The 7,189-nt window shown below is 33.2% G+C and carries 7 protein-coding genes and 3 tRNA genes; all 10 read right to left on the minus strand.

Annotation, left to right across the window (positions count from 1 at the left end; translation table 11 throughout):
- Positions 1-548, minus strand: a 548-nt coding sequence (tilS, locus tag ENO17_02705; GenBank protein HER23949.1) for a tRNA lysidine(34) synthetase TilS, incomplete at its 3' end; no start/stop codon positions are given.
- Between the two features lie 65 nt (positions 549-613).
- Positions 614-690 (minus strand) — tRNA-Met (locus ENO17_02710).
- A gap of 82 nt (positions 691-772) precedes the next feature.
- Positions 773-849: transfer RNA gene (locus ENO17_02715), tRNA-Met, on the minus strand.
- 96 nt (positions 850-945) lie between these two features.
- Positions 946-1,034 (minus strand) — tRNA-Leu (locus ENO17_02720).
- 220 nt (positions 1,035-1,254) lie between these two features.
- Positions 1,255-1,542 (minus strand): cell division protein FtsL, encoded by a 288-nt coding sequence (gene ftsL / locus ENO17_02725; GenBank protein ID HER23950.1) that lies wholly within the window; start codon positions 1,540-1,542, stop codon positions 1,255-1,257.
- 1 nt (position 1,543) lies between these two features.
- Complete coding sequence (locus tag ENO17_02730; GenBank protein HER23951.1) at positions 1,544-2,824, minus strand: phosphopyruvate hydratase; 1,281 nt, start codon at positions 2,822-2,824, stop codon at positions 1,544-1,546.
- An 85-nt stretch (positions 2,825-2,909) separates the two neighbouring features.
- Positions 2,910-4,277, minus strand: coding sequence for a magnesium transporter (mgtE, locus tag ENO17_02735; GenBank protein ID HER23952.1), 1,368 nt, complete (start codon positions 4,275-4,277; stop codon positions 2,910-2,912).
- Between the two features lie 125 nt (positions 4,278-4,402).
- Positions 4,403-4,669, minus strand: a complete 267-nt coding sequence (locus tag ENO17_02740; protein ID HER23953.1) for an RNA-binding S4 domain-containing protein — start codon at positions 4,667-4,669, stop codon at positions 4,403-4,405.
- A gap of 184 nt (positions 4,670-4,853) precedes the next feature.
- Complete coding sequence (lysS, locus tag ENO17_02745; protein HER23954.1) at positions 4,854-6,335, minus strand: lysine--tRNA ligase; 1,482 nt, start codon at positions 6,333-6,335, stop codon at positions 4,854-4,856.
- A 257-nt stretch (positions 6,336-6,592) separates the two neighbouring features.
- Positions 6,593-7,066 (minus strand): transcription elongation factor GreA, encoded by a 474-nt coding sequence (greA, locus tag ENO17_02750; GenBank protein HER23955.1) that lies wholly within the window; start codon positions 7,064-7,066, stop codon positions 6,593-6,595.
- Between the last annotated feature and the right edge of the window lie 123 nt (positions 7,067-7,189).

Below are 7,189 nucleotides of genomic sequence, written 5' to 3' on the forward strand. Positions count from 1 at the left end.
TACTCTATTTTTTTTTCTTTACAGTATTCTTCAATTTCTACTCTACTACACTCGATTAAAGGCCTGATTATTTTACCTCGTACCGGCGGAATACCTATTAAGCCCTCTAACCCACTGCCTCTTAAAAATCTCATCAAAACAGTTTCTGCCTGATCATCGGCATTATGCCCCAAAGCAATCTTGTTGGTTTTAAATTTTCTTGCAGTTTCTAAATAAAATTTGTACCGATATTTACGAGCAGCTTCTTCCAGGGTTAGATGTTCTTTTCGAGCAATTTTTGTTAAATTACAACTTTTTACTGCGTAAGGCAAATCTAATTTTTGGGCTAATTTTTTAACAAAATTTACATCTTCATCTGATTCTTTTCCCCTTAGCATATGATCAAGGTGGGCAAGAAAAAAAGAGAGATTATATTTTTCTTTAAAAGAAAATAAAATATTTAGTAGGGTAGCTGAGTCAGGACCTCCTGATATTCCAATCAGAATTCTGTCGTTGAAAGAGATCATATCAAACTTCTTTACAGTTTGTAGAACCTTCTCTTCTAACATCTTATGTCCTTTTGTAAGAAAGGCCTTTCTTTTTTGAAAGGCCTTTAACTTTTTGATGAGTATTTTGGTGGCGGTGCTGAGATTCGAACTCAGGACACTGCGGGTATGAACCGCATGCTCTAGCCATCTGAGCTACACCGCCTAACTGATTAATTAACTAACATAATAAGAGATGTCCTATTAACAAAAAACCTCTATCATTTTGATTAAGAGGTATTGGAAGTTGGTTGCGGGGGGCGGATTCGAACCACCGACCTTCAGGTTATGAGCCTGACGAGCTACCTGACTGCTCCACCCCGCGCTGTATTTTGATATTTGTAAAAAAATTATTTTATGATTTTTTATTTTAGCATTTTTTTCAAGCAAAGCCAAATTATCAGTCAATTACTATCTATATTGGTGCCGGAGGCCGGAATCGAACCGGCACGAACCTTACAGCTCGCAGGATTTTAAGTCCTGTGCGTCTACCTATTCCGCCACTCCGGCAGACTGCAATCCATTATATGATAAATCAATTGAATCGTCAATAGCAATATAAATAGTTATACTGATAAATTATAATTATTCAGGTGTTTTATATTTGATACCAACATTAATCGTTAATTAACTGGTTAGTGGAGGTATATTAATTCATAAATGATTAATCATATAAGCAATTAAACAACTAACTCAATAGTCTATCCGCTATAATGCGAGATACATTTCTTTATTTTTCGATACCTTTAATCAATATTTCATCAGGTTTTGATAAGCCCAATTCTTCTCGGGCAATTTTTTCTACAGATTTATCAGATTTTAATGATTCTACTTCTTCCAATAAACTATTATTCTTTCTTTTTAATTCTTCTATTTCTGCTTCAAATCTTTTAATATCTTCCTTTAATTGCAAAGTCCGAGCATATTTATCTGAAAATAAAAAAACTATGTACAATATTAAAAGCAAAATTATAGCTAAAACTATTTTCGAATGAAATATCGACCTAATTGATATCATTTTATTTAATATTAAATACTGCCTTCCCGCGATAAATTGATGACTCGCCTAATTGTTCTTCAATGCGCAGTAATTGGTTATATTTTGCCACCCGATCCGTTCTGCAAAGAGAACCGGTTTTAATCTGTCCCATATTAGTTGCTACCGCTAAATCAGCAATAGTAGTGTCTTCGGTTTCTCCGGAACGATGAGAAATGACCGCAGTAAAAGCTGCCCTCTTTGCCGTTTCAATAGTATCTAAAGTTTCAGTTAAAGTTCCGATCTGATTTAATTTTATTAAAATTGAGTTAGAAGCCTTTAATTCAATCCCTTTAATAAGCCTCTTTTTATCAGTAACATAAAGGTCATCTCCTACGATTTGTATTTTATGACCTAATTTTTTGGTAAATTCTTTCCACCCTTCCCAATCATCTTCTGCAAGACCATCTTCTATGGAAATTATAGGGTATTTCTCTACCAAGGAAGCATAATAATCTATCATTTCACCGGAGGTTCTGGTTACTCCCTCGCGAGATAATATATATTCCCCATCCCTGTATAATTCTGAAGCAGCAGGATCTAAGGCAATAAAAACATCTTTACCGGGATTATATCCTGCTTTTTGAATGGCTTCTACTATTAACTGAACGGCCTCTTCACTTGATTTTAAATTAGGGGCAAACCCTCCCTCATCTCCTACTGCAACATTGTATCCCTTATTTTTCAATACTTTTTTTAGGGCGTGGAAAGTTTCCGTTCCCATCCTGAGACTCTCTCTAAAGTTAGCTCCGCCGGCGGGAATAATCATAAATTCTTGCAAATCTACTCCGCTATCAGCATGTTTACCGCCATTTAGTATGTTCATCATGGGAACAGGTAGTTCTTTTGCATTAATCCCGCCTATATAGCGATACAAGGGTAAACCAAAAAAATCAGCTGCTGCCTTCGCTGTAGCCAAAGATACTCCCAAAATAGCATTGGCTCCCAATCGGCTTTTATTGAGAGTCCCGTCAAGCTCAATTAATATTTTATCAATCAACAATTGATCGGCAGCATCAAATCCTATAATTTTAGGAGCAATCATCTCGTTTACATTCTCAACGGCTTTAAGAACTCCTTTACCTAAATATCTCTTTGGGTCCTCATCTCTTAATTCAATAGCTTCATGTATTCCAGTACTAGCTCCTGAAGGAACCTGTGCTACTCCAAAGGCTCCGCTTTCTAATTCTACTTCTACTTCCACTGTAGGATTACCCCGAGAATCTAATATTTCTCTCGCATATACATCAAATATTTCACTCATCTGTTTTTCTCCTTTTTTATTTGTTTTTTAAAATTTCTTTTTGCTATTTTGCTAAATTATTAAACAATATTCAACCAAACCATTCCTATCCGCTGAATAATTTGAATAAGAATGTACCCAAACTAAAATATATTAATAAACTGCCCACATCTACTATGGTAGTGATAAAAGGGCCTGCCGAAATTGCAGGATCAATCCTAATCCTGGTAAAAATCAATGGCAATAAAGTACCTACAGTGGCTGCAGTTATCATGGTTAAACATAATGATAATCCAATTACTAATCCTAATATTTTATTATCCTGCCAAATAAGAGCTACCAAAGCAATAATTATCCCGACAATAATTCCTATTAAAGTACCAACTTTAGTTTCGGTCCAGATATTATGCCATAATTCATTTATCCTTAATTGACCAGTGGCTAAGCCACGAACTGCAATGGTTGAAGATTGTGCACCTACATTGCCACCCATTGCCATAATAATAGGAATAAAGAAAGCCATTGCTACAACGGTTTGCAAGGTTTCAGAATGAAATTTGATCACCGAGCCAGAAAGCACTTCCCCTGCCATACAAACAAATAACCAGGGGAGCCGTGCTTTTGCCCTGATTAGAGGAGTCGCTTTTATCAATTTATCTTCATATACTTCAGATGAACCAACCATCTTATGAATATCTTCAGTAACCTCCTCCTGTAACACATCAATAATATCATCTACCGTGATGATTCCCAATAAAGTACCTTTTCTATCAATAACCGGTATAGCTAAAAAATCGTAATCGGAAATTATTCTTGCTGCTGTCTCCTGATCTTCTATATCCAAAACACTAACTACGTCTTCCTCTGCAATTTCTAATATTTTAGCTTTAGGATTAGCCATGATTAAATCACGCAAAGAAATAACTCCTATTAATTTTTCTCTTTTATCTATTAGATAAATATAATAAATCATTTCTGCTTCCGGACTAAGTTCTCTTATTTTGTTTATTGCTTCCTCGGCAGTAAGATCTTCAGGGAGGGCAACAAACTCGTTATTCATTATGCTTCCGGCAGTATTCTCTTCATACTTTAATAATTCCTCGATCTCTTCTGCCTCTTCTTTAGGCATTAAATCTAATAACTCACGGGATTCTTGAGGGGTTATCTCTCCTAAAAAATCAGCTGCTTCGTCAGCATCCATTTCTTCCAAGATATCAGAAGCTTTCTCCTTCCCTAGAGCGTCCATAATATTTGTTTGTAATTCTGAACTTAGTTCTGAAAGTAATTCGGCAATTTTTTCATCATCTTTAAGTAATTTAAAGATTTCGACAGTTTGCTCTAATGGTAAATAGTCGGTCACTTCCGCAAACTCAGTTGGGTAGAGGTCAAAAATAATTTCTTTTATCTCTTGAGTTTTTTTATCTTCCAATAACCTTATTATTTTTTCCGATAATTCTTTCGTTCTTTCTTCCATTTTTCTATTCCCTTTTTTTACTAAGTATTGCAAGAGAAATAATCTGCTAATTTACATTCTTAATTTTTTCTATTCTTTTAATAGGATTCAAACTATATGCCAAATACTAAATTGAATTTTATTTCTTAATTTTCTTCTTTTATAACTTCCTTTAAAACCTCGTACAACATAACAGCTTGTTTTGCCAGAATGTTTTTTAATGGGACGTCTAATATTTTTACCCTTAAAATTTTATTAGTCAAGTTAATTTCAATTTCGTCAGCGGCTTTAACTTCATCTCCTGCTTTGGCAATTCGATCATTAACTTTAATACATTTAGATAGGCAAGCCTTTTTTGCTTCTGTTCTTCTTTTTATTAATCTGCTGATTTTTAAAAATTTATCTAATCTCATATTTATCAATTTGCCAACTCTCTAATTGACCAATTGACCAATTAGTTTATTCGTTACTGAATAGTATTTAATTTGTTGGTTAGCTGGTTAAATAATCAACTATTCTTATATTAATTCATCAACTAACTAAAAAACCTTCTGTTTTTCTTCGCCATATATTAAATAGTATACACCATATATTGTTTTATTCTTTTGATTTTAATTGCGGAAAGAGTATAACTTCTTTAATTGAATCAGAGTTAGTAAGCAACATCATTAATCTATCAATACCTATACCTAAGCCTCCTGCGGGAGGCATGCCATATTCTAGTGCTTCGACATAATCTTTATCCATAAAGTGGCTTTCCATGTCACCTGCTTCTTTTTTAGCGACTTGTTCTTCAAACCGACGTTCTTGCTCGGCTGGGTCGTTCAATTCGGTAAAGGCATTGACAAGTTCCATTGAGTTGATAAATAATTCAAAACGCTCTACTAATTCCGGATTGTCTTTATTCTGTTTGGACAAAGGTGAAAGTTCCAGGGGATAGTCAATTACAAAAGTTGGTTGAATTAATGCTGGTTCTACGAACTTTTCGAAAAGCGCATTAATGATTTCACCTTTATTGATATTATCTTTTAAATTTAATTTATACTCCTTGTTAATTTTACTAAAATTTTCCGGAGAAATCTTATTCACTCGAATTCCAACTGCTTCTTCTATTGCCTGATACATGCTTATCCTTTTCCAAGGAGGGGTAAAATCAATTTTATTTCCCCGGTACTCAATTTGTAAACTACCTAAAACGTCTTTTAGTATATTTAATATTAACTCCTGAGTCATTTGCATCATACTATGGTAATCACCATATGCTTCATATAGTTCCAACATAGTAAATTCAGGGTTATGTTTAGTAGAAATACCTTCATTTCTAAAATTACGGCTTAACTCATATACCTTTTCAAGCCCTCCGACTAATAAGCGTTTTAAATATAATTCCGGGGCAATCCTTAAGTAAAAATCTCTATGAAGAGTATTATGATGGGTAATAAAAGGACGAGCGGTAGCCCCACCAGGAATAGGCTGCATGATTGGAGTTTCAACTTCTAAAAATCCTTTATTATTTAAAAAATTTCTTATGGATTGTACAACTTTACTTCTTTTAATAAAAATTTCTCTGACTGAGGGATTTACCATTAGATCTAAGTATCTTTTTCTGTATCTGATCTCTACATCTTTTAGCCCGTGCCATTTTTCGGGTAAACTGCGAATAGATTTACACAGAAGAACAAATTCTTCTACAAATAACGTTACTTCACCAGTTTTGGTTTTAAAAATAAAACCTATAACTCCCAAAATATCTCCAATACCAATCTTACTAAAAAGTTTAAAAGAATCCTCACCGACTTTATTTGATTTTAAATAAATTTGGATTCTTCCGCTTATATCTTCAATATTAGCAAATACGGCCTTCCCGTGCTTTCTTAAAGCCATTAATCTACCAGCTACACTAACTTTTTCATGAGCGCATTCTCCCACTTGTAAATCGGTATATTTTTCTATTATGTCTTTTATTTTATGCGTTCTATTAAAACTATGCCCAAAAGGATCAATGCCTACCCTTTTCAATTCTTCTATTTCTTCTAACTTGATAGATATAATCTCTGTTGTGCTTTTTTTTATTTCCACCTGATCCACCTCTTTTTACTCTTATGACTAGATATTTTGTTTGAAAAATATATTAATATGATACCAAAATTGTGATGATTTTTTTCTTTGATAAATCTTCTTGGGCAATTTAAATTTGGTCAATATATAATCAGCTCATTTACTAAAAGGTTTATAAATAAATAATGAACAAAGTATCATTTTATTTTAATTTTTTTAATAACTTTGTTCATTATTACAATTAATAACTATCTAGGTTGCAAAATTAATGCATAGCACTATTTAATATCTAATATTTTATATTTGATATGTCCTGCCGGGACTCTAACTTCTACCAAATCACCTTTCTTTTTTCCCAAAAGAGCTCTTCCAATAGGAGAAGAGATGGATATCTTACCATAATCTGGTTCAGATTCCACATAATCCAAAATAGTATATGTATACTCTTTTTTATTGGTCGTATCCTTCACCAAAACATCTGACCCTAGCAACACGCAATCCGGATTTTCTGCTTTGTCTATCAATTCATAATTTTCAATAATTTTTTCCAAGGCTAAAATTCTCCCTTCTATAAAAGATTGCTCATTTTTCACTGAGTTATATTCTGCATTCTCAGCAATCTCTCCAAAGGTTACAGCATTTCTAATTTTTTCGGCAATCTCTTTTCTTTTTACCCTTTTAAGATATTGAAGTTCTTCTTGAACCTTTTTTAAGCCTTCTTCACTTAGCATTACTTTTCTGTCAAATGTCATAGATATCTCTCCTCACCAAAAATATTGTTATATTATAATATCAAATGGCAAATATTTCCCTGTAAAAATTAAATATAAGCACCATTAACCCTTTTAATAGATAATAATGCTTATATTATATAA

This window comes from Candidatus Atribacteria bacterium (genome assembly GCA_011056645.1).
Taxonomy (GTDB): domain Bacteria; phylum Atribacterota; class Phoenicimicrobiia; order Phoenicimicrobiales; family Phoenicimicrobiaceae; genus Sediminicultor; species Sediminicultor quartus.

What these genes read in the sequence shown, in the direction of transcription:
- ftsL (HER23950.1), bottom strand. Translation starts at nt 1,542, where the DNA reads ATGATATCAATTAGGTCGATATTTCATTCGAAAATAGTTTTAGCTATA.
- ENO17_02730 (HER23951.1), bottom strand. Translation starts at nt 2,824, where the DNA reads ATGAGTGAAATATTTGATGTATATGCGAGAGAAATATTAGATTCTCGG.
- mgtE (HER23952.1), bottom strand. Translation starts at nt 4,277, where the DNA reads ATGGAAGAAAGAACGAAAGAATTATCGGAAAAAATAATAAGGTTATTG.
- ENO17_02740 (HER23953.1), bottom strand. Translation starts at nt 4,669, where the DNA reads ATGAGATTAGATAAATTTTTAAAAATCAGCAGATTAATAAAAAGAAGA.
- greA (HER23955.1), bottom strand. Translation starts at nt 7,066, where the DNA reads ATGACATTTGACAGAAAAGTAATGCTAAGTGAAGAAGGCTTAAAAAAG.